Origin of the sequence: Nonomuraea sp. SBT364, from assembly GCF_001083785.1 — a bacterium.
In the GTDB taxonomy this organism is placed as follows: domain Bacteria; phylum Actinomycetota; class Actinomycetes; order Streptosporangiales; family Streptosporangiaceae; genus Nonomuraea.
Window position 1 is genome coordinate 42,279 of the sequence record NZ_LAVL01000041.1, and the last position, 21,515, is coordinate 63,793.

19 protein-coding genes are annotated in these 21,515 nt (G+C 72.2%); 11 read left to right on the forward strand and 8 right to left on the reverse strand.

Features of this window, described 5'->3' with window-relative positions; all coding sequences use genetic code 11:
• Positions 1-34 precede the first annotated feature (34 nt).
• The 6 genes from ADY59_RS20135 to ADY59_RS51540 all read left to right on the forward strand — a co-directional run bounded on the left by ADY59_RS20135 (position 35) and on the right by ADY59_RS51540 (position 7,216).
• A complete protein-coding gene (locus tag ADY59_RS20135; protein ID WP_049564318.1) occupies positions 35-1,663 on the forward strand; it encodes an ABC transporter substrate-binding protein in 1,629 nt (542 codons plus the stop codon).
• Complete coding sequence (locus ADY59_RS20140; protein WP_049564319.1) at positions 1,660-2,598, forward strand: ABC transporter permease; 939 nt, start codon at positions 1,660-1,662, stop codon at positions 2,596-2,598. The genes ADY59_RS20135 and ADY59_RS20140 overlap by 4 nt, the downstream gene beginning before the upstream one ends.
• Complete coding sequence (locus ADY59_RS52645) at positions 2,591-4,468, forward strand: dipeptide/oligopeptide/nickel ABC transporter permease/ATP-binding protein (RefSeq protein WP_049564321.1); 1,878 nt, start codon at positions 2,591-2,593, stop codon at positions 4,466-4,468. The genes ADY59_RS20140 and ADY59_RS52645 overlap by 8 nt, the downstream gene beginning before the upstream one ends.
• Complete coding sequence (locus ADY59_RS20150; RefSeq protein WP_049564323.1) at positions 4,458-5,519, forward strand: ABC transporter ATP-binding protein; 1,062 nt, start codon at positions 4,458-4,460, stop codon at positions 5,517-5,519. Before ADY59_RS52645 ends, ADY59_RS20150 begins: the two co-directional genes overlap by 11 nt.
• Before the next feature lie 9 nt (positions 5,520-5,528).
• The gene (locus ADY59_RS20155) at positions 5,529-6,752 is read left to right on the forward strand and encodes an acyl-CoA dehydrogenase family protein (protein ID WP_049564325.1); all 1,224 of its coding nucleotides are present in this window, start codon (positions 5,529-5,531) and stop codon (positions 6,750-6,752) included.
• 113 nt (positions 6,753-6,865) lie between these two features.
• Positions 6,866-7,216, forward strand: coding sequence for a hypothetical protein (locus tag ADY59_RS51540; RefSeq protein WP_197093750.1), 351 nt, complete (start codon positions 6,866-6,868; stop codon positions 7,214-7,216).
• 9 nt (positions 7,217-7,225) lie between these two features.
• Here the strand turns inward: ADY59_RS51540 and ADY59_RS20165 are convergent, their stop codons facing one another.
• Positions 7,226-9,352 carry a hypothetical protein gene (locus ADY59_RS20165; RefSeq protein WP_049564327.1) on the reverse strand — a complete coding sequence of 709 codons (2,127 nt, stop codon included), beginning with the start codon at positions 9,350-9,352 and terminating at the stop codon, positions 7,226-7,228.
• Positions 9,353-9,403: 51 nt separating this feature from the next.
• Here ADY59_RS20165 and ADY59_RS20170 point away from each other — a divergent pair, with 51 nt between their 5' ends.
• The 3 genes from ADY59_RS20170 to ADY59_RS20180 all read left to right on the forward strand — a co-directional run bounded on the left by ADY59_RS20170 (position 9,404) and on the right by ADY59_RS20180 (position 14,068).
• On the forward strand, positions 9,404-10,090 hold the full coding sequence (locus ADY59_RS20170; protein ID WP_156325612.1) for a hypothetical protein: 687 nt from the start codon (positions 9,404-9,406) through the stop codon (positions 10,088-10,090).
• Between the two features lie 9 nt (positions 10,091-10,099).
• Positions 10,100-11,251 (forward strand): macrolide family glycosyltransferase, encoded by a 1,152-nt coding sequence (locus tag ADY59_RS20175; protein WP_063780718.1) that lies wholly within the window; start codon positions 10,100-10,102, stop codon positions 11,249-11,251.
• A gap of 333 nt (positions 11,252-11,584) precedes the next feature.
• Entirely contained in the window at positions 11,585-14,068 is a 2,484-nt protein-coding gene (locus tag ADY59_RS20180; protein WP_269433624.1) for a glycoside hydrolase family 9 protein, read from the forward strand.
• Here the strand turns inward: ADY59_RS20180 and ADY59_RS20185 are convergent.
• The 6 genes from ADY59_RS20185 to ADY59_RS20210 all read right to left on the reverse strand — a co-directional run bounded on the left by ADY59_RS20185 (position 14,065) and on the right by ADY59_RS20210 (position 19,705).
• Positions 14,065-14,670, reverse strand: a complete 606-nt coding sequence (locus ADY59_RS20185; protein ID WP_053174938.1) for a hypothetical protein — start codon at positions 14,668-14,670, stop codon at positions 14,065-14,067. The genes ADY59_RS20180 and ADY59_RS20185 overlap by 4 nt on opposite strands.
• Entirely contained in the window at positions 14,670-15,404 is a 735-nt protein-coding gene (locus tag ADY59_RS20190) for a MerR family transcriptional regulator (protein ID WP_049564335.1), read from the reverse strand. The genes ADY59_RS20185 and ADY59_RS20190 overlap by 1 nt, the downstream gene beginning before the upstream one ends.
• A 33-nt stretch (positions 15,405-15,437) precedes the next feature.
• Positions 15,438-15,905 (reverse strand): hypothetical protein, encoded by a 468-nt coding sequence (locus tag ADY59_RS20195; protein WP_156325613.1) that lies wholly within the window; start codon positions 15,903-15,905, stop codon positions 15,438-15,440.
• Between the two features lie 8 nt (positions 15,906-15,913).
• Positions 15,914-17,614 carry an FG-GAP-like repeat-containing protein gene (locus tag ADY59_RS20200; RefSeq protein WP_049564338.1) on the reverse strand — a complete coding sequence of 567 codons (1,701 nt, stop codon included), beginning with the start codon at positions 17,612-17,614 and terminating at the stop codon, positions 15,914-15,916.
• Between the two features lie 93 nt (positions 17,615-17,707).
• Positions 17,708-18,445, reverse strand: coding sequence for a class I SAM-dependent methyltransferase (locus tag ADY59_RS20205; RefSeq protein ID WP_049564340.1), 738 nt, complete (start codon positions 18,443-18,445; stop codon positions 17,708-17,710).
• 9 nt (positions 18,446-18,454) lie between these two features.
• Entirely contained in the window at positions 18,455-19,705 is a 1,251-nt protein-coding gene (locus ADY59_RS20210; protein WP_231618798.1) for a serine hydrolase domain-containing protein, read from the reverse strand.
• Between the two features lie 242 nt (positions 19,706-19,947).
• Between ADY59_RS20210 and ADY59_RS20215 the strand changes: the two genes are divergently transcribed.
• Positions 19,948-20,808: a siderophore-interacting protein gene (locus tag ADY59_RS20215; RefSeq protein ID WP_231618799.1), complete on the forward strand. Its 861-nt coding sequence runs from the start codon at positions 19,948-19,950 to the stop codon at positions 20,806-20,808.
• Between the two features lie 93 nt (positions 20,809-20,901).
• Here ADY59_RS20215 and ADY59_RS20220 read toward each other — a convergent pair whose 3' ends face one another.
• The gene (locus ADY59_RS20220) at positions 20,902-21,267 is read right to left on the reverse strand and encodes a hypothetical protein (protein WP_049564344.1); all 366 of its coding nucleotides are present in this window, start codon (positions 21,265-21,267) and stop codon (positions 20,902-20,904) included.
• Positions 21,268-21,331: 64 nt separating this feature from the next.
• Between ADY59_RS20220 and ADY59_RS20225 the strand changes: the two genes are divergently transcribed.
• Positions 21,332-21,515, forward strand: a 184-nt coding sequence (locus ADY59_RS20225; RefSeq protein ID WP_049564345.1) for a hypothetical protein, incomplete at its 3' end; no start/stop codon positions are given.

The following is a 21,515-nucleotide window of genomic DNA, read 5'->3' on the forward strand; positions in this document are numbered from 1 at the left end:
TGCTCTCGGGGGGCTAACCGGGAGGAGGCGTTGGATGAAACGCTGGAGAGGGCCGGCGGCACTGTCGCTGGCGACGCTGCTGCTTGTCGCGTGCAGCGGGCAACGGCCCGTCGCCGTGCCGGAAAACACGTCATCGGCGGCCCCGTCGGGCCCCGAGAAAGGCGGTCGGCTGGTCTACGGGCTGAGTGCCGACGCCAACGGGCTGAACCCGGTCACCGACCAGTTCGCCGCGCAGAGCTACAGCATGGTCGGCACCGTCATCGAACCCCTTGTCACCGTTGAGGCGAACGGCGAGTGGAAGCCGTACCTCGCCGAATCGCTCACGCCGAACGAGACCTACGACGAGTGGGCCGTCAAGGTCCGCCCCGGCATCTCCTTCCACGACGGCCTGGCCCTGACCGGCGACGTCGTCAAGGCCAACCTGGAGGCGCAGAAGGCCTCGCCGCTCAACAACGCGGTCCTGGTGCCGGTCAAGTCCTTCGAGCTCACCGACCCGATGACGGTCACGGTCAAGCTCAGCCAGCCGTGGGTGGCCTTCCCGTACTACCTGGCCGCCCAGATCGGCATGATCGTGCCGCCGGCGTCGCTGCGCGATCCGAAGACGGCCAGCCTCAAGCCCGTCGGCACCGGGCCGTTCGTCTTCAAGGAGTACGTGCCCGACAGCCGCATGGTCGTCACCAAGAACCCCGGCTACTGGCGGGACGGCCTGCCGTACCTGGACGAGATCGAGTTCCGCATCCTGCCCGACAGCCAGACCCGGGCGCAGACCCTCGAAGCGGGCGGCATCGACGCCATGGGCACCACCCGCGACGAGGACATCACCAAGTACGGCGGGCAGAAGGACGCCTACTCGGTGCACCGGGCCGAGGGCATGGCGGTGCCGGAGTACATGTTCCTGCTCAACACCGCCGTCGCCCCGCTCGACGACCTGCGGGTGCGCAAGGCGCTCGCGCACGCGCTGGACCGGGCGACGATCATCAAGACGCTGCGCGGCGGGCTCACCGAGGAGGCCGACGGGCCCTGGTCCAAGGACTCCAAGTGGTACGCCGACGGCGGCGCCTACCCCGACTACGACCTGGCCAAGGCCACCGCGCTGGTCAAGGAGGTGGAGGCGGAGAAGGGACCGGTCACGTTCGAGATCATCTCCACTCCCGACCCGAACACCATGCAGGGCATCGAGCTGGCCCAGGACATGTGGCGCAAGGCCGGCGTGGACGTGACGATCAAGCAGGCCGACCAGGCCGACCTGATCAACCGGGCGGTCACCGGCAACTACGCCGCCACGGTGTGGGTCCAGTTCTCCTCCCCCGACCCCGACGGCGAGTACATCTGGATGCACCAGGCGTACTCCAAGCCGGTCGGCCAGGTCTCGCTGAACTTCACCCGGCTGCGGGACGACAAGCTCAGCAAGGCGTTCGACGTCGGCCGGATGAACCCGGACGAGAGCGCCCGCAAGCAGGCGTACGCCACCGTCCAGGAGCGGCTGCGCGAGCTGGTGCCGTTCGTGTTCGTCGACCATCTCAACACCGGCGCGATCATCACCAGGACCAAGGTGCACGGCATCGGCGAGCAGCTGCTGCCCGACGGTGAGAAGGGGCTGGCGCTGACCGGCTCACCCGTGCCCTACCACCCGTTCTCGCAGCTCTGGGTCAGCAAGCAGTGATCATCCTGCACCGGCTCGTCCGGCTCGTGATCGTGCTGCTCGTGGTGACCTTCCTGTCCTACGCGATGCTCGCCCTGCTGCCCGGCGACCCGGTCACGCAGATCCTGGGCATCGGCGCGAACGACGAGGCCCGCGCGCAGCTCCGGCAGGAACTCGGCCTGGACGAGCCGCTGCTGGTCCGCTACGCGGGCTGGCTCGGCGCCCTGCTCACCGGCGACTTCGGCACCTCCCCCATCACCCGGGTGCCGGTCGCCGCCGAGCTGGCCGAGCGGCTGCCGGTCACGCTGGAGCTGCTGGTGGCGGCGCAGGTCGTGGCGCTCGGCCTGGCGATCCCGGTGGGCATCGCCGCCGCGCGCCGGGCCGGGCGGGCGCTCGACCAGGTGCTCACCGCGCTGAGCTTCGCGCTGCTGTCCACGCCGGTGTTCGTGCTCGGGGTGCTGCTCATCCTGCTGTTCGCGGTCACCTGGCAGGTGGTGCCCGCCACCGGCTGGACGCCGATCTCGGTGGATCTCGGGTGGAACATCACCTCGGTGCTGCTGCCCGCCGTCACGCTCGGCTGCGGGCAGCTCGCGGTGTACGCGCGGCTGCTGCGCGCCGACCTGATCGCGACCCTCCAGGAGGACTACATCACGCTGGCGCGCGCCCGGGGCCTGTCGCCGCGCCGCATCCTGTGGCGGCACGCGCTGCGCCCGTCGGCGATCTCGCTGATCACCGCGGTCGGGCTCAACATGGGGGCGCTCATCGGCGGCACCGTGATCATCGAGACGCTGTTCGGGCTCCCGGGCATCGGGCGGCTCATCGTCGACTCCATCTTTTCCCGCGACTACCTGACGGTTCAGGGAGGCGTCGTGCTGATCTCGGTCGGCTACGTGCTGGTCAACTTCGCGGTGGACGTCGTGTACGCCGCCGTGGACCCGAGGATCCGGCGTGCGTAGGCGGCTCGGGCTCGGGTTCTGGATCGCGACCGGCTGGATCGCGCTGGTGCTGGCCGCCGCCGTGCTGGCCGACGTGCTGCCGTTCGCCCGCTACGACGAGACGCTGGCCGGCCCGCCGCAGACGGGCCCCAGCGCCGCCCACCCGTTCGGCACCGACGGCCTCGGCCGCGACGTGCTCAGCAGGGTCGTGTACGGAGCGCGCGTCTCGCTCGGCGTGGGCATCGGCGCGGTCGTGCTCGGCCTGGCGATCGGCGCCCCGCTCGGCGTGCTCGCCGGATACCGCAAGCGGGCCGCCGACGCGGTGATCATGGCGGTCAACGACGTGGCGCTGGCGTTCCCGGCTCTGGTGTTCGCGCTGGCCGTGGTCGCCTTCGCCGGGGCGAACCTGCGCAACGTGCTCGTCGTCCTGGGCGTCCTCGGGGTGCCGGCGTGGACGCGGCTGATCCGGGGGGCGACGCTGTCGTTCGCCGAGCGGGAGTTCGTGCTCGCGGCCCGGGTGCTGGGGGTGCGCGACCGGCGCATCCTGTGGCGGGAGATCATGCCCAACGTCGCCGTCCCCGCGGCCTCGTACGCCTTCATCGGGATGGCGGTGGTGGTGGTCGCGGAGGGCAGCCTGGCCTTCCTGGGCCTGTCGGTGCAGGCGCCGACGCCGACGTGGGGCGGGCTGATCAACGAGGGCCGCACGCTGATGGAGACCGCGCCGCACGTGGTGCTGGCCCCGTCGGTCGTGATGTTCCTGACGGTGCTGTCGTTCAACCTGGTGGGCGACCGGCTGCGGGCGCTCAGCGACGTGCGGCAGAGCGGCCTGGAGCCGGTACGGCAGGCCGTCGCGGTCCTGCCGGCCGCCGAGCCGCGGCCGGTCGCCGGCGCGCTGCTCCAGGTCGAGGACCTGCGCACGCACTTCCTCACCCCGCGCGGCGCGGTCAAGGCCGTGGACGGGGTGTCGTTCACGCTGGAACGCGGGAAGACGCTGGCCATCGTGGGCGAGTCCGGCTCCGGCAAGTCGATGCTGATCCGGTCCGTCCTCGGCCTGCTGCCCGGCACCGGCGTGGCCAGGGGCGGCCACGTTCACCTGGAGGGCGACGAGCTGACCGCGTTCACCCCGGAGGAGATGCGCCAGGTGCTCGGCCGCCGGCTCGGCACCGTCTTCCAGGACCCGATGACCGCGCTCAACCCGGTGCGCACGATCGGCACCCAGGTCGCCGAGCCGCTGCGGGTGCACCTGGGCATGGGCCGCGGGCAGGCGCGCGAGGAGGCGGCCCGGCTGCTGGCCTCCGTCGGCATCCCCGACCCGGCCCGCATGCTCGGCCGCTACCCGCACCAGTTGTCCGGCGGCATGCGGCAGCGCGTCACCATCGCCATGGCGCTGTCGTGCGGCCCGGACGTGCTGTTCGCCGACGAGCCCACGACCGCGCTCGACGTCACCATCCAGGACCAGGTGCTGCGGCTGATCCACCGGCTGCGCGAGGAGCGCGACATGGCCGTGGTGCTCGTCAGCCACGACCTGTCGGTGGTGCGGCAGTGGGCCGACGAGGTCATCGTCATGTACGCGGGCAGGGTCGTGGAGCGCGGGACCGCGGCCGACGTGTTCGAGCGGACCCGCATGCCGTACACCGAGGCGCTGCTGCAGGCGGCGCCCCGGCTGACCGACCCCGCGCACCACCGGCTGCGCGTCATCCCCGGCCGGCCGCCGGACCTGGCCGCCGTGCCGGACGGCTGCGCGTTCCGGCCGCGCTGCGCCTACGCGCAGGACCGGTGCGCCGAGCAGGCGCCGCCGCTGCTCTCGGAGGGCGGCCACCTGCACGCCTGCTGGTACCCGACGGGTAGGACCATGACGGAGAACGAAGGGGCGGACAGCCATGGCCGGTAGCGGGACGGCGCACCTGCGTCCGCGTGACGAGGTGCTGCTCCAGGTGGAGGACCTGGTCGTCGAGTTCCCCGCCGGGCGCGGCCGTACGGTCAGAGCCGTGTCGGGGGTCAGCTTCGACCTGGCCAGGGGCGAGACGCTGGGCATCGTCGGCGAGTCGGGGTGCGGCAAGTCGAGCACCGCGCGGGCGCTCATCCAGCTCCCGCCGCCCCGGGCGGGCTCGGTGCGGCTGGACGGCGTGGAGCTGACCACGCTGCGCGGCGAGGCGCTGCGGCGGACCCGGCGGCGGCTACAGATGATCTTCCAGGACCCGATCTCGTCGCTCAACCCGCGCCGCCGCGTCCGCGACATCGTCGCCGAGGGCCCCCGCGTGTGGGGGGCCGCCGCCCCTGTTAACGGCGGCGTGAACGGCGGCGTGAACAGCGGCGTGAACAGCGGCGGGGCCGGCCGTGCGGACGGTGGCGGCCTGGACGAGCGTGTGGACGCGGTGCTGGAGGCCGTCGGGCTCGACCCGCGCACCGCCGCCGAGCGGCGGCCGCACGAGTTCTCCGGCGGGCAGTGCCAGCGCATCTCCATCGCCCGCGCGCTCATCCTGGAGCCGGAGGTGGTGATCTGCGACGAGCCGGTGTCGGCGCTCGACGTCTCGGTGCAGGCGCAGATCCTCGCCCTGCTGGAGGACCTCAAGGCGCGGTTCGGGCTGACGCTGGTGTTCATCGCGCACGACCTGGCCGTGGTGAAGAACGTCAGCGACCGCGTCCTGGTGATGTACCTGGGCAAGACGTGCGAGCTGGCGCCCAGCGAGGAGCTGATCGCGCGCCCCGCCCATCCCTACACGCGGGCGCTGCTCGCCTCGATCCCCGGCAGCGGCCTCGGCCTGCCGCCGGCCGACCGGCTGATCAGCGGCGAGCCGCCCTCCCCGGTCAGCCCGCCCTCCGGCTGCCGCTTCCGTACGCGCTGCCCACGCGCCGCCGACAGGTGCGCCGTGGAGGAGCCCGAGATCCGGCCCCTGAACGGCGGCGACCACTTCGTCGCCTGCCATTACCCCGATATCTAGGAGACTGTCATGGCCATCGACTTCACCCTCGCCCCCGAGCACGAGGAGATCCGCAAGCGTGTGCGGGCCTTCATCCAGGAGGTCGTGATCCCCGCGAGCGAGGAGCTGCGCGAGAGCGACCGGGACGCCTACCTGCGCGGCATCTTCAAGCTGCGCGAGAAGGCGAAGGCCGAGGGGCTGTGGCTGCCGCACATGCCCAAGGAGTGGGGCGGCATGGGCCTGGGCCACGTCGAGCTGGCCATGGTGCAGTCGGAGGCGGCCAAGACCCGCCTCGGGCCGTGGGTGCTCAACTGCCAGGCCCCCGACGAGGGCAACATGCACACCCTGCTGCACTGGGCCACCGACGAGCAGAAGGACAAGTACCTGCGTCCCCTGCTCGACGGCGTCAAGATGTCGTGCTTCGCCATGACCGAGCCGGAGGTCGCCGGCTCCGACCCGACGCTCATCCGCACCCACGCCGTCCAGGACGGCGACGAATGGGTCATCAACGGGCACAAGTGGTTCATCTCCAACGCCCGCCGGGCGAACTTCGCCATCCTCATCGCCAAGACCGAGCTCGACGTACCCGAAGGCGCCCGGGGCGGCAACACCGCCTTCCTCATCGACCTGCCGCAGGAAGGCTGGAACGACGTCCGTGAGGTCGAGACCATGCACGGCTCGACCGGCCACAGCGAGATCGTCATCAAGGACCTGCGCGTCCCCGAGAGCCAGATCCTCGGCGGCCGGGGCAACGGCCACCGCCTGGGCCAGTATCGTCTCGGCCCGGCGCGGCTGGCCCACTGCATGCGCTGGATCTCCCAGGCGGAGACGGCCCTCGACATGATGGTCGACCGCGCGCTCAACCGCTACAGCCACGGCTCGCTGCTGGCCGACAAGCAGGGCGTCCAGTGGCTCATCGCCGACTCGGCCATGGAGCTCTACCAGTGCAAGCTCATGGTCCTGCACGCCGCCTCCAAGATCGACAAGGGCGAGGACTTCCGCACCGAGGTCTCCATGGCCAAGCACTTCGTCGCCGGCAGCCTCAACCGCATCATCGACCGCGCCATCCAGGTCCACGGCGCGCTGGGCTACTCCACCGACACGCCGCTGGCCAACATGTTCCAGCACGCCCGCTGGGCCCGCTTCGCCGACGGCGCCGACGAGATCCACCAGATGCGCATCGCCGAGCGCACCATCGACGCCTACCGCTCCACCGGCTCCACCAACGCGGCCACCGGCGGCCTCCCCTTGTGAACAACCCACCCGCCGCTCTCCGTCCAGCGGAGCGGCGGGTTTCCTACGGCGATCCGCGAACGCGTCGGCCGCGCGACTTCTCCGCGTTCGTCACCGCCGCGGTGGAACGCGAGTTGCGGGGACAGATCCTGGACGAATACCTCGCGGACCACGAGCGCCGCAACGGCCCCGTCTCCGAGCAGGAGCAGGACAACGCACGCCAGGCCTTCGACGAGGTGTTCGCGGAGGATCACCAGCCCATCCTCGCCCTGGTCCCGGAGGCACGCAGCCGGGGCATGGAGGTCGAAGCCAGAGCCACGTCCGAACTCCTCCTCGACGCCGGCCTGCACGGGCACAGGTACGCCATCGACGCCGTGGTGGCGGAGAGGGCGCTACGACAGCACCGCCCGGTCGCCATGCTCACGTCGGACCTCGACGACATGGCCAAACTCTGTGGCGGCCGCGTCCACCTCATCGCCGTCTGACCAGGCGGCTCACGGCTCGACGCGCTCGCGGTGCACGGTGACCTGGTCGCCGCGCCCGGGGTAGGCCATGATGAGCAGGCGCTGGCCCGCCCGCTTCTCACCTTTCCAGGCGATCCAGGCGAAATGCACCCGGATGCGGTAATGGCCCTTGCGGCCGCGCAGGGCCAGGTCAGGGAGGACGACGCCGGACAGGTTGTCGACCAGGACGATCGTTCCACCGGTGCTGCGATGGCCGACCTCGACGACGTGGTGCCAGCCCTTGGTCTCGACCGGGGGGCGGCGGGCGTACGTCTCGGTGGTGATGCAGACCCGCCGGTTGGGGTCGGTGAGGACGACCAGGTGGCCGGGGACGGAGGCGACCAGGTCCTCGGTCCGCACCCCGGCCAGGCGCCGGTCGTCCCAGGGGTCGTCCTCCGACTCGTACGCGTGGAGGGGCAGTTCGGCCCAGAGGGGTTCGGGTTGCCTGACGGCCCGGACCGGCTGCAGAAGGGGGCGATGACGGGCGGCTCTGCGGCACTTGGCCTGCTCTTCGGCGTGAACGGCCCGCACCGCGCGTTCCTCCCGCGCGACCTCCGCCGCCCGCATCTCGGCGGCGCGGGGGCAGACCGGCTCCAGGAGGAGAGTGTGGTCGCGCGGGTCGACGCCGTGCGACCGCTGGAAGCGGACCGCCTCCTCGTGGTCGGCGCGGGTGTAGACGCCGCACATGCGGCGGCCGTACGCGAGCAGGCGGTGGTCGGGCATGCCTTCGACGGCGGGCAGGGCGGTGCCGGTGCGGACGGCACAGATGAACCTTCGCGCGGCGCCGGCCGGCGCGAGGTCGTCGTGGTGGGACCGGCAGTCCAGCGCCGTGGTGATCCTGCCCGTCGCCTGGTCGGCGCCGGGCACGAGGATGAGCGCCGCGACGGTGGCCGTGCCCGCCAGGACGACCTGGTACGGCCTGCGACGGGCGGCGCGGTCGCCGTACGCCATCAGCAGGAGGAGTGCGGACGCCGTGAGGGCGGCGCTGTGCCAGAGCGGGGAGAGTGCGGGGTCGCCGGTGAGCACCCAGTCCGGAAATATCGGGACTTGTTCATAGGACGGCGTCAGCCGGGACGCCGTCGCGGCGGAGAGCACCCCGGCCGCGGCCGTGAGGAGCAGGGCCGCGACCGCCACCGGCACGAGGCGCCGCGTACGCCACACCGCGGCGGCCAGCACCAGCCCCGAAGCCGCGCCCAGGCCGACGAGGACGTCGAGCGACAACCACAGGTGCCGCAGATACCACTGCCCGGCGAACCACGACGCGACGGCCCCGCGCGGCCCGATCCAGAGCACGGTCCCGCTCGCCAGGCCGGCCGCGGCGGGCAGCAGCGGCAGCGCCGCCGCGACCGCCTCCCACCGGCGCACCGGCCGGCGCGGCCGGACGGGGCGCGGGGCGCGCGGCGGGTTGCCGAGGTCGCGGGCGAAAGCGCCGATCCAGGCCAGCGTCAACACGTCGAAGGCCAGTTCGGCGCCGAACTCCCAGACGTACCGGGACGGGAACCCGGCGAAGCGGAAGAGCAGGCCGGAGACGACCGGCATCAGGAACGGCCGGGCGGCGATCACCGCACCGGCCCACAGCGTCGTGCGCCCCCATCGGCCGTCCCGTGCCTGGACGACCAGCGTGAGCACCATCCAGACCAGCCACGGCACGTGCCCGGCGGGAAGGTACAGGCCGGTCAGCCCGCTGACGGCGTCGTACAGCCCGGCCACCAGGGCGGCCCACCGCAACACCCGCGAGCCCCCGCGCGTCACCCGGTGGAACAGCACCACGACCGCCACCGTGGCGACGTCCCCGGCGACCTCCAGCCAGGCCAGGTCATGGTGATCCAGGAACTCGGCGGCCAGCCACACGTACAGGACGGCCCGCAACAGCCGGGCGTCCGGGTCCGGCCGCGCGGCGGCCCGTCGCCCGGGCAGGACGCGCCACAGCGCCCAGCCCTGGAGCACCCCTACCGCGACCAGCATCGCCACATGGTCCACGTGGACGTCCACCGGGCGATCGGGGGGACGGCGGTGGACGAGCAGCGCGCTCAGCCAGGCGTCGCCGGTCAGCAGGGCGACCGCGCCGGACACCAGGACGAGGGCCACGAAGGCGACGGCTAACCAGGCAGCGCGCACAGCGGATCACCCTAGTTGAACCGATCTTGTACGGGATACGTCAGGAGAGTCATGAGACGCCTTCTCGTCATGCTCGCGATCGTGGCGGGCTTCCTCGTGACCGGGGCCGGTCCGGCCGCCGCCTGCAGTTGCGCGATGCTGAAGCCCAAGGACCGGGTGCGGAACGCGGCGGCGGTGTTCACGGCCACGGCCACGGACGTGCGCGTGGTGGAGCCGATGCTGGAAGGCGGCGAGGTGGTGGCCACGCTGCGCGCCGACCACGTCTACAAGGGGGCGGTCGAGAGCGAGGTCGTGGTGACCACCCGGGCGCAGGGCGCCGCCTGCGGCTACCAGTTCGACAAGGGCACCCGTTACCTGTTGTTCGCCGGGAACGGGAAGAAGGGGCTGGACACGGGGCTGTGCTCGGGCAACCGGGCCGTGCCGCCCGGTGACGAGCCGTTGAGCCTGTCCGACGAGACGCACGGCATGGGCTCGCTCACCGCCGAGCTGATCAAGGCGCTGGGCACGCCGGAGCGGCCCCGGGCGGCGAGCCCGGAGCCCACCGGACCCGAGGGCACCACGAGCACCGCGACCGCCCAGGGGACGGCAAGCGCCGGCGACACGTCCGGGCCGGGCGCCGGGCTGATCGCGCTGGCGGCGTTCGGCGGGCTGGCCCTGGCGGTGGCCGTCGCGTGGCTGGTCGCGCGATCCCGCCACACGGCGGCGCGCGGGACCGGCGGGCAGGCGGGCGCCCGTTAGGATCGTCGGATGCACATCGCCATGGCCGGCATCCCCGCGATCAGCCACATCCTGCCCAGCCTGGAGATCATCCGGGAGCTGGCCGCGCGCGGCCACCGCGTGACGTACGCCAACGACCCGGCGGTGCGCGACGTGATCACGGCGACCGGCGCCGAGCTGGTGCCGTACCGGTCCACGCTCCCGGTCGCCGACCACGACTGGCCGGACGACCCGATCGCCGCCATGGGCGTGTTCCTCGACGACAACATCCGGATGCTGCCGCAGCTCCGGGCCGCCTACGACGACGACCCCGCCGACCTCTACCTGTACGACATCGGCGCCTACGCGGCCCGCGCGCTGGCCGAGTCGCAGGGCCGCCCGATCGTGCAGCTCTCCCCGGCGATGGTGGCCTGGAAGCAGTACGAGCAGGACGTCGCCGCCCAGCTGTGGCAGCTTCCCGGGGCGGACGCCTACCGGGCCAGGTTCACGGGCTGGCTGGCGGAGGCCGGCGCCACGACGACCGACATGGACTCCTTCTCCGGCCACCCGCCGCGCTGCGTCGCCACGATCCCCCGCGCCATGCAGCCGCACGCGGACGAGGTCGACGAGGCCGTGGTGACGTTCGTCGGCCCGTGCCTGGGCGCGCGCGAGGGCTGGACCAGGCCGCCGGGCGCCGAGCGCATCCTGCTGATCTCCCTGGGCTCCGCCTACACGCAGCAGCCGGAGTTCTACCGCAACTGCCTGGCCGCGTTCGGCGACCTGCCCGGCTGGCACGTGGTGCTGCAGATCGGCAAGCGCACCGACCCGGCCGAGCTGGGCCCGATCCCGGCCAACGTGGAGGTGCGCTCCTGGGTGCCGCAGCTGGCGATCCTGGAGCAGGCCGACGCGTTCGTCACGCACGCCGGCATGGGCGGCAGCAGCGAGGGGCTGTTCACCGGCGTCCCGATGATCGCCGTGCCGCAGGCCGTCGACCAGTTCATGAACGCCGACCGGCTGGTCGAGCTGGGTGTGGCCCGCCGTCTCGACACGGCCGACGCCTCCCCCGAGGCGCTGCGCGAAGCCCTGACGGCGCTCACGGCCGATCCCGAGGTGGCCCGCCGCTCGGCCCTGCTGCGTGACGAGACCCGTGCCGAGGGCGGCACCGCGCGGGCCGCCGACCTGCTGGAAGCGCTGGTCAGCTGACGATGCCGGCCCAGCGTGCGGGTCAGGTGCTCGACGAGCCGTTCGGCCGGCATCGTCGCCGGCGGCCCTTCCCTGACCACGTAGCGGCTGAACGTCACGCCGGCCAGGCCGACGCGCTCCTCGACGTCGTGCCTGGCACTACCGGCGACGGATGAAACTTTCACGCTTGTCCGGCGCCGATGGCCAGGCAGGCGGCGGGAAAGTTTCACAGGTGACGCGAAGCGCCCGTTGACGGGGTGGCAGCGGCGGCAAGAAGATCTGGGAGCGCTCCCAATCTCCCGAAGGACACTCCTCATGACCCTACGCCGGGCCGCGGCAGCGGCCCTCCTCCTCATGCTTCCCTTAGCCGCCACGCCGGCCCACGCCGACGAGGGACCGGAACAGATCGTGAACGGCACCTTCGACTCCTCCACCGCCCCCTGGTGGGCCACCGCCAACCTCACCCTCGAACTCGACGCCGGCCGCCTGTGCGCCGACATCCCCGGCGGCACCGCCAACCCGTGGGACGTCATCATCGGCCAGAACGACCTGCCGCTGGTCGAGGGTGAGACGTACGCCTACTCGTTCACCGCCTCCGCCGCCCCGGCCAAGGTCGGCCGGGCCCTCATCCAGCTCCCCGTGGACCCGTGGACGCAGTTCCTGTCGGCGGCCCCCGAGCTGAGCGTCTCCGGCAACGACTACTCCTACACCTTCACCGCCCCCGTCTCGCTGCCGAACGCCCAGGTCGCCTTCCAGCTGGGCGGCAGCGCCGACCCCTGGAGATTCTGCATGGACGACGTGTCGCTGAAGGGCGGCGCCGAGCCGGAGGAGTACGAGCCCGACACCGGCCCGCGCGTCCGGGTGAACATGGTCGGCTACCTGCCGAACGGCCCGAAGAAGGCCACCGTGGTCACCGAGGCGGCCGATCCCGTGGACTGGCGGCTCGACGACGCCGCCGGGGAGACCGTCGCCACCGGCACCAGCACGCCGCGCGGCCTGGACTCCAGCTCCGGACAGAACGTCCACACCATCGACTTCACCGCCTACGCCAAGCCCGGCGAGGGCTACACGCTCACGGCGGACGGCGAGACCAGCCGCCCGTTCGACCTGGCCGCCGGTCTGTATGACGACATGCGGGTGGACGCGCTGAAGTTCTACTACACCCAGCGCAGCGGCATCGAGATCCTGGACGAGCTGCGTCCGGGCTACGGCCGCCCCGCCGGTCACGTGGGCGTCGCCCCCAACCAGGGCGACACGGAGGTGCCCTGCCAGCCGGGCGTCTGCGACTACACGCTGAACGTCAAGGGCGGCTGGTACGACGCGGGCGACCACGGCAAGTACGTGGTCAACGGCGGCATCTCGGCCTACCAGCTCATGGCGGCCTACGAGCGGGACAGGGCCGCCTTCACCGACGGGCAGCTCGCCGTCCCCGAGAGCGGCAACGGCGTTCCCGACCTGCTCGACGAGGTGCGCTGGGAGCAGGAGTTCCTGCTGAGCATGCAGGTCCCCGCGGGCGAGCCGCTGGCCGGCATGGCCCACCACAAGATCCACGACCGGGCCTGGACCGGCCTGCCGCTGCTGCCGCACCTGGACCCGCAGCCCCGCGAGCTGCACCCGCCGTCCACCGCGGCCACGCTGAACCTGGCCGCCACCGCCGCGCAGGCCGCCCGCCTGTTCGCGCCGTACGACGCGGGCTTCGCCGCCCGGAACCTGAAGGCCGCGCGCGCGGCCTGGGCCGCGGCCAAGGCCAACCCGGACGCCTACGCCGACCCGAACGACGGCATCGGCGGCGGCTCCTACGCCGACGGCGACGTCAGCGACGAGTTCTACTGGGCGGCCGCCGAGCTGTTCATCACGACGGGCGAGAAGGAGTTCCAGGAGTACGTGCTCGCCTCGCCGCACCACACCGGCGACATCTGGCGCGAGCGCGGCTTCGACTGGGGATTCACCGCCCCGCTCGGCCGCCTCGACCTGGCCACCGTCCCCAACGCCCTGCCGGACCGCGAGCGCGTGCGCGCATCGGTCGTCGAGGGCGCCGAGAAGTATCTGGAGACCCAGCGCGAGCACCCGTACGGCATGCCGTACGACCCGCCGACGTACGACTGGGGTTCCAACAACCTGATCATCAACAACCTGGTCGTCCTGGCCACCGCGTACGACCTGACCGGGCAGGAGAAGTATCGCGCGGGCGTCCGCGAGGGCATGGACTACATCCTCGGCCGCAACGCGCTCAACCAGTCGTACGTGACCGGCTACGGCGAGGTGGCCTCGAAGAACCAGCACAGCCGCTGGTACGCCCGCCAGCTCGACGCGGCGCTGCCCAACCCGCCGCGCGGCACCCTGGCGGGCGGGCCCAACTCGGCCATCCAGGACCCGCTGGCGCAGCGGCTGCTGCAGGGCTGCGAGCCGCAGTTCTGCTACATCGACCACATCGAGTCCTGGGCCACCAACGAGCTGACGATCAACTGGAACTCGCCGCTGGCCTGGATCTCGTCCTTCCTGGCCGACCGGTCCGGCCGGGCCTCCTGCGAGGTCCGCTACACCGCGCACGGCTCGTGGCCGCGCGGCTTCACCAGCCAGATCGAAATAGAGAACACCGGTGACCGGGCGATCGACGGCTGGACGCTGCGCTGGTCGTTCCCGGGCGCACAGCGGGTCAAGGACGCGTGGGCGGCGACCGTCACCCAGGCGGGCCCGGTGGTGACGGCGAAGAGCCTCGGCTGGAACGCCCGGATCAAACCGGGTCGTTCGGTGACGTTCGGCTTCGTCGGCACCGCGACCCCGGGACCGAACCCGGCCCCGGAGGTCTTCCTCCTGAACGGCGACCGCTGCGGCTAGGCGGCACTCGACTCGGCCGGCCTCAGCGCGGCCACGACGTCCCCCGGGGTGTCGGCGAAGAACCGGATCACCGTGACCTCGGCCCGTCCGCCCAGCGGCCGGGTCACGGTGACCGGCTCGGTGAGCTGGACCACCACGTTCGTCTGGGACGACACGGCCACGCCGAGCCGCCCGTCCTTCACGCTCAGCAGGCCCGTCTCGTTGTAGTTGCGCACGAGGCGGGCCGACGCGACGAGCTCGCGCGGGACGCGGGCGTCGAAGAACGCGCCGTAACGGATCCGCAGCTCCCGATCGGTCACGACGTGCGGCCGGGTGACGCACGCGGCGATCACCGCGAGCACGAACAGCAGCGAGTACGCGTCCAGCACCAGCACGACCAGGCGCACCCACAGCTCCACGTCCATGGCCTGGAGCAGCACCTCGACCGCGATCAGCTCCACGGCCATGGCACAGGTGAAGATCATCATGATCGTGGACTGCTCCCGCGCGTAGGACACCTCGGTCGCGCCCGGCGGCACCCCGTCGCGCCGCCGCCGCGCCCACAGCACCAGGCTCGCCATCCCCTTCCTGTCGAACTCCATGATCCGGCGAACCCGGTCCATCAGCCCTCCCGCTTCAACAACGCCACAACCTGCCTGAACACCTCTTCCTGCGCGGGCGTCAGCTCGGCGAACACCCGCTCCATCCACTCCTCGCTCCCGGTCATCGCCTCCCCCAGCTCCGCCGGGATGTGCGCGGCCACCTCGGCGGCGATCACCGGCAACCGGGGGTCGCCGGGCGCCGCCCCGGCCACCTCGTCGAGCCTTCCGTACAGCTCGTGAACGCGTTCCACCATGCCCGGCTCGGTGAACGGGCGCATGACCCGCAGCGCCCACTCCCGGTCCGCCGGTTCGGCCACGGTGTCCAGCAGCGCCAGCATCCCCCCGTCGAGCCGGGCGAACGCCGACCCGCCGGGCGTCAGGTCGCGCAGCACGTCGGCCATCTCGGGCGACACCGCCGAGTCGGCCCGCAGCTCCGGCTCCTCCAGCAGCGCCGCCAGCCGCGCCCGCTTCTCCCCGATCGCCTCCTGCTGCCTGGCCAGGTCGTCGTCCAGCTCCCGGAGCACCTCGCGCAGGTCCATTCCCCGGTCGTCGGCCAGCACGTCGCTGATCTCGTCCAGCGACAGCCCCAGCTCGGCCAGCCGCCGCACCCGCGCCAGCAGCACGGCGTCGCGCAACCGGTACTCGCGGTACCCGCCGGAGGTGCGCGCGGGCTCGGGCAGCAGGCCGAGGTGGTGGTAGTGGCGTACGGTCCGGGTCGACACCCCGACCAGCGCCGCGAGTTCGCCGATCAGCATGCCTCCATTACAGACCTTGACGCTACGAGAAGGTCAACCGGCCCCGTCCGTCAGCCGGGTGGCCAGGTCGCGCAGGACCGGCTCGGGGTCGCGTTCGGCGGCGAGGCGGACCTTGGCCGTCATCTCGGCGGTGCCCAGCCCGGCCGCCGAGGCCAGCGCGACCTTGCGGACGCCCACGTCGGCGTCCTCCAGCAGCTTGTCGGCGACGGTCTCGGCGACCAGGCCGACCGGCGGCTCGGCCAGGTTGCGCAGCCCGGAGGCGGCGGCGACGCGGATCGCCGGCTGCGGGCTCTCGGCCGCGGCCGACAGGATCGGGCCCGAGCCCTCCCCGCCGATGAGGCTGGCCAGATAGACGGACTTGCTGGCCAGCATCACGTCCGGCCCCTTGGCGAAGCTCTCCAGGTACGGCAGCGCGTCGCGGCCGAAGGCGAGCGCCCCGGCCGCGTAGTCGACCTCGTCGGCGTCGAGCAGGCGGCGGACGTCCTCCATCGTGACAGGCATGGTTCCTCCTACTCGGCGTGGGTGAGGGTCTGGGCACGCATGGCGATGACCTCCTGAGCGGACAGGTCGGGCGGCGGGTTGGTGATGTTGCCGGTGCCGTTGCCGGTCATCAGCCGGTTGTTGTCGTCCACGTGCCGCAGCGACAGCACGTGGCCGATCTCGTGGGCGAGCGTCCACTGGGTGGCGCCCTGCGCGACGACCGCTCCCGGCCGCCCCGCCGGATGCGCCGCGCAGCCGTTGGACGGCGGTACGGTGCTCCGTACGAAATAGACGACCACGTCGCCCGGCGCGACGTTGTTGCGGTTGGCGAACAGCTGGGTCTGCTCGGTCGTCACCGAGCCCCGTACGCACGAGCCCACCTCCACGTCGGCGAGCGCCGGCAGGTTGAGCGTCTCGACGCCGGCGAGCTGCACCCGGATGCCGACCGACTCGTACACCTGGCGCATGGCGACGAGCATGCGGTCGATGGAGATCGTCGGATTCGCCAGGATCTTGACGTGCACCCGCACCATCTCGGTCTCCATCCCGAAATGGTTGTCGGCGGTGTTGAGCAGCCATTCGCCGAACCTGGTCCCGTTGGCCGCCATCATCGGCGCGGTCATGGTGGAGCCGGACAGCTTGAGCAGACCCAGGCCCCACGGGCTGGTGACGATGATCTCGGCGCGTTTGTCCCCGTCGAAGTCGCCCACGACGTCGAACCGGTTGTCCTCGGTGTTGAGCAGCCAGCCGCCGAACCGGGTGCCGTTCGGCGCCATCATCGGCGCCGCCATCGTGGAGCCGGACAGCTCCAGCACGCCGATCCCCCACGGGCTGGCCACGAGCAGCTCGGCGCGCCCGTCGCCGTCGTAGTCGGAGGCCGGCCCGAACCGGTTGTCGAGCGTGTTGAGCAGCCAGCCGCCGAACCTGGTCCCGTTGCCCGCCATCATCAGCGGGTTGAACCCGGCCCCCACCAGCTTGAGCACGCCCAGCCCCCACGGGCTGGTGACGAGCACCTCGGCCCGGCCGTCGCCGTCGTAGTCGGCCACGTTCCCGAAGTGGTTGTCGGCGGTGTTGAGCAGCCAGCCGCCGAACCGGGTGCCGTTCGGCGCCATCATCTGGGCGGCCAGCGTGCTGCCGGACAGCTCCAGCACGCCGATGCCCCACGGGCTGGTGACGACGATCTCCGCCCGGCCGTCGCCGTCGAGGTCCCCCACCGGCCCGAACCGGTTGTCGGCCGTGTTGAGCAGCCAGCCGCCGAACCGGGTGCCGTTCGGCGCCATCATCAGCACGCTGAAGGTGGTCCCGCTGAGCTTGAGTATCCCGACGCCCCACGGGCTGGTGACAAGGATCTCCTCGCGTCCGTCCCCGTCGTAGTCGGCGGCGGGCCCGAACCGGTTGTCGGCCGTGTTGAGCAGCCAGCCGCCGAACCGGGTGCCGTTCGGCGCCATCGCCACGGCCCGGAACCGGTTGCCCTCCCGCTTGAGCACGCCGATGCCCCACGGGCTGGTGACGAGGATCTCCGCCTTGCCGTCCCCGTCGAGGTCGGCGAGCAGGTCGAACCGGTTGTCGGCGGTGTTGAGCAGCCAGCCGTCGAACCGGGTGCCGTTGGCGGCCATGACCGGCGAGGTCAGCGTGTTGCCGACCAGGTCGAGCACCCCGAGCCCCCATGGGCTGGTCACCGGGATCTCCGCCCGGCCGTTGCCGTCGAAGTCGCTGTTGCGTAGTGACATGTAAGTCCCCCTGTCGACGTGCCGGAAGCGCGGCGTCAGTGACGGTACGTGCGCGTCGCGCGCCGCGCGCCGGGGGACGGCCTAGGGGGTTCCCTAGCCTTTCACCAGCGCGACCAGCGGGTAGATCGGATCCGGCCCCGGCAGGTCCTGATCGGGGAGCCCGGCCAGGTGCTCGCGCAGCCCGGCGACGACGGCCGGGTCCGCGTGCCGGGTCCAGCCGGCGTCCGGCCCGCCGAGGATCTCGGCCCACGCGCGCGGGCTGCGCCCCTGCCCCAGCCCCGCGAACGTGGTGCGGCCCGCCATCGCCAGCCCGTGACCGGCGCCCACGGCGAGCACCCGGTCCAGCGCGTCACTGGCCTGCGGGACGCACGCGTCGCGCGCCCGCGCGACCCGCTCGTCGCCGGCCCGGTAGACGGCGGCGGTCTTGTCCACGGTGGTGATCAGCGTCCCGCCCGGCCGCAGCACCCGCGCGGCCCCGGCCAGCACCGCCGCCGACGTGTCGTGATCCAGCAGGTGCAGCAGCCAGACCAGGGTGACCGCGTCGGCCGAGCCGCCGGCGAACGGCAGCCGGGCGGCGTCACCGATCACGACGCCGCCCGGCATCCGCGCCCCGGCGACCGCCGCCATCCCGGCCGCCCGGTCCACCCCGGCGACCCGGCGCCCGGCCCGCCGCAGCCGCGCGGTGACGATCCCGGTGCCGCAGGCCACGTCCACCACCACCCGCGCGGACTCCGGCAGCAGCCGCTCGATCGCCTCCGCCGCCGCCTCGGCCCTGGCCTCGCCGCCGCGCGTCGCGTCGTACGAGGCCGCCTCACGGTCATAGTCGAGCATGCGCCCAACCTACTGGTGCTTGATCAGCGTCCGATCGGTCCGGAAGGGGACGAAGGGCGCCTGGGCGGTGCGGGCCGTGGCGTCCCCGCCGCACAGGGCCGCCAGCAGGTGGGCGCCCGCGGCCAGATCGATCGGGTGGATCGGGATGGTGCCGTTCTCGATCCGCTGATACTTGGCCAGGGTCAGCCCGATCGACGCCTGCCGCTTGCCGTCCTCGCTGATCAGCGACTGGGTGATCGACCCGAAGACGGCGCCGTCGTGCCCCCAGAACCGGCCGCAGGGCAGGTCGGCGGGGTAGATGCCGAGGCCGTACTCCGTGGCCCCGCCACCGACCACGATCGGCACCGTGCGCTGCATCTCGGCGAGCTGCTCCGGGCCGATCAGCCGGCCGCCGAGCAGGGCGCGGTAGAAGTCGTTGAGGTCGTCCATGGTGGACACGACGGCCCCGGCGGTGCCGATCCACGACATGTCGTAGACGCTGTAGTCGCGCGGCGGGTCGATGGCGCCGAACCACGACTCGTACAGCTTGGAGTGCGGCCCCGGGATGTGCGGCGAGCGCGGGAACGAGGTGTGGCGCAGCCCGGCCTTGCGGATCACGTGGCGGGTGATGTGGCGCTCGGCGTCCTGGCCGGTGACCTTCTCCAGCACCAGCCCGGCGAGCACGTAGTTGGTGTTGGAGTACGACCCTGGCAGCGCGCCCGGCTCCCCGGTGGGCGGCGCGGACAGGCCGTAGCGGGCCAGTTCCTCGTCGGTGAACGAGCGGAACCGGTTGTCGTCGAGGCTGGCCGTCGTGCCCTGCATCAGCGACGGGAACGCGTACGGCACGTGGTCGGCGATGTGGCTGGTGTGGTTCAGCAGCATCCGGACGGTGACGCGCTCGTCGGTGACCAGGCCGGGCAGGTAGCGGGCCACCGGCGCGTCCAGCTCGATCGTGCCGCGGGCCACCTGCTGCAGGACGGCGACCGCGGTGAACGTCTTGGTGATGCTGCCGACCCGGTGGCGCATGTCGGCGCGGATCGGCCGGCGGGTCTCGACGTCGGCCACCCCGGCGGCGCCCTTCCACGCCTGCCGCCCGTCCTGCACCGCCGAGTAGGTCCCGTACATGCCGGCTTCGTGGACCGCCGTCAGCGTCCGGTCCAGGACGTCGCGGTCCAGGCCGGGCCTCTCGGCGGCTGCCGCCGTCCCCGTGCCCGCCACCAGCAGCGCGCCCAGCCCGACTCCCAAGATCACGCGGCGCATGACCACCCCCAAGATCGGCATCAAATGTCCCTTTGATCCTGATGGATGCCGTATGGGACTGCCAGTTGACTGAGTCACCGGCAGGACATGACGGATGTCATGCCGCGCGCAGACCGTCCAGGAGGACCGCGAGGGTGCGGGCGCGCGGCCGCGTCGTGCCGACCACGGTCGGGCCCGGCGCGATCTTCACCGGCTTGCCCGGGCAGACTTTTAGGTTAGGCTCACCTAATATGACGGAGCCTTTTGGTATGTTTGATGTTCGCGTGCGCACGACGGAGCGGCTCAGCCCGTCGTTCCTGCGGGTCACGTTCACCGGCGCTGACCTGGAACGCTTCGCCGACAACGGCTACGACCAGCGGATCAAGCTCATTCTGCCGCTGGAGGAGCACGGCCTGTCGCCCATGCCCAAGGGGCCCGACTGGTATCAGCGCTGGCGCGAGCTGCCCGGCGAGCTGCGCAACCCCATCCGCACGCTCACCGTACGACTGGCCAGGCCGCACCTTCGCGAGGTCGACGTCGACATCGCGCTGCACGAGGACGACGGCCACGGCGGCCCGATGGCCCGCTGGGCCCCGACCGTCCAGCCCGGCGCCCCCGCCATCCTGTTCGGCCCGAACGCCGGGTTCGACGGCCCGAACGCCGGCATGGCCTTCCGCCCGGACGCCGAGAACGGGCCGGTGCTGCTGGCCGGTGACGAGACCGCCGTCCCCGCGATCGCCTCCGTCCTCGAACGGCTCCCCGCCGGCTGCACCGGCGAGGCGCTGATGGAGGTCCCGTACGACAGCGACGCCCTCGACATCCTGACGCCCAGCCGCGTCAAGATCACCTGGCTGGCCAGGTCCGGCGCCCGGCGCGGCAGCCTGCTCCACCCGGCCGTCGTCGCCGCCGCCGACCGGCTGCTGCCTCCGCTGTCCGCCAACGACTCCGTCGAGGACGTGGACGTCAACGACCTGTGGGAGGTCCCCGAGGACGAGCGGCCCCCGGGGCCGCTGTACGCCTGGCTGGCCGGCGAGGCGGCGGTGATCAAGGGGCTGCGGCGTCACCTGGTCGCCGACCGGGGCATGGACCGGCGGGCCGTCGCCTTCATGGGCTACTGGCGCGAGGGACGCTCCGAGCAGGACTGACCCCAGTCAGGCCGGGGTGGAGATGACGCCGGGGACACCTCCCCGAAGTTGGGGCGCCCACCTTCAGGACTCGCATGGCCGACGCCAGGGCCCCTAACCGGCCGTCACGTCATCACGGAAGAGGAAGTATCCGGCGACGTCGGCCTGGAAGTAGTTGTGGAACTTCGTCGCCTTGTCCTTGGCCGCCTCGGTCGCCGTGACGATGGTGACCACCACGACGTTCCTCGTGTCACCCATGCGGATCTTGCCGTACTCGTAGGTGGCGTGCGTCCTGTCCTTGCGCCACGTCACCGCGTCGGAGGAGAGTTTGCCCAGCTTCGTCGATGCCTCCTCGGCGTCCTCCTTCGTCGGGAACGCCATGATGATCCGCACCCCCTTGAGCGCGCCGCCGTAGGCGGTGTAGGCGACCTGCACGGCGTGGTCGCACTTGCTCTTGGCCAGCACGCCCGCGCCGTCCACGGGGTCGCACGAGGGGTAGTTCCAGCCGCCGACCTTCTTCGCCTCGTACGAGACGCCGCTCAGCTTGAACTTCCAGTCCTCGAACTCCTCGTGGTCGAGCTTCGCCCCGGCCTGGGCCTGGGGGGTCTCGCTCGGCTCCGGGCTCCCCGTCTCGGACGTGCTCGGCTCGGTGGTCGGCTCCGGGGTCGCCGGGCTGGCCGTGCTGCTGCTGGGCGGTGCGGCGGCAGCGGTCGTCTACGTGGTCAACA